Genomic DNA, 909 nt, shown 5'->3' with positions numbered 1-909 from the left:
AGAGTCCGTTTTGAAATTCACGGGTGAGCGTTTCGGCGGATGAGATTGCCGCCCATTGCGACAAGGATCATGGCTTGCGAGACGTCGATGCGCTGCTCGTAGTCGCGCACGAGGCGGCGCCACCTTGTCATCCAGCCGAAGGTCCGCTCGACGACCCAGCGGCGGGGCAGGATCTGGAAGCCCTTCTGGTCGTCGGATCGACGGATGATCTCGACCACGAAGTCGAGATAGGCGGCTTTGTCCATGAGCTTCAGCCTGTCATAGGCGCCGTCGGCGAACAGATGCTTCACCCAGGGCCAACGCTTGCGGATGCCGTCCAGGATCGCCTGAGCACCGGCACTGTCGGAGATATCGGCGGTGGTGAGGTTGACCATCAAGAGCCGCCCATCCGTATCGACGGCAATGTGTCGCTTGCGGCCGACAATCTTCTTGCCGGCGTCGTAACCCCTTGTTTCAGCTTGCGGAGCTTTGACCGACTGGCTGTCGATCACGCCAGCCGTGGGACTGGCCTCGCGCCCGGCTCGCTCGCGATCCAGCATCAGCGCCACGTCGTGGATGGTCTGGAACAGAAAACGCCGCGCCAACTCGCGGAACCAGCCGTAGACCGTCTGCCAGGGCCCGAAATGGATCGGCAGCATCCGCCAACCGCAACCGGAGCGGACCAGGTAGCGCACGGCGTTGACCACCTCCCGGAAATCAACCTCGCGCGGACGGCCGCGACGCCCAGGCTTGGGCATCAGCGGCGCGAACTGCTCCCACTCCTCGTCCGTCAAATCAGACGGGTAGCGCTTGGTCTTCTTGGCGATCTGGGCCATCCGGCCACGGCTCTGCTCTGTCCACATCTAAAGCTTGAATCACAACCAAGCCTCAGACGGAACCCATAGCCAGCCGATTTTCAAAACGGTCTCT

1 protein-coding gene is annotated in these 909 nt (G+C 62.3%); it reads right to left on the bottom strand.

What is annotated here, in order from left to right; genetic code table 11:
* Positions 1 to 17: 17 nt before the first annotated feature.
* Complete coding sequence (locus NKK47_RS35040; protein WP_352579934.1) at positions 18 to 842, bottom strand: IS5 family transposase; 825 nt, start codon at positions 840 to 842, stop codon at positions 18 to 20.
* Between the last annotated feature and the right edge of the window lie 67 nt (positions 843 to 909).

Origin of the sequence: Mesorhizobium sp. M0019, assembly GCF_040323975.1 — a bacterium.
Classification (GTDB): domain Bacteria; phylum Pseudomonadota; class Alphaproteobacteria; order Rhizobiales; family Rhizobiaceae; genus Mesorhizobium.
Note: the sequence above shows the minus strand (reverse complement) of the source record. Positions and strands in the feature narration are given on the sequence as shown.

Coding starts and splice junctions, on each gene's coding strand:
- NKK47_RS35040 (WP_352579934.1), bottom strand. CDS start 842: ATGTGGACAGAGCAGAGCCGTGGCCGGATGGCCCAGATCGCCAAGAAG.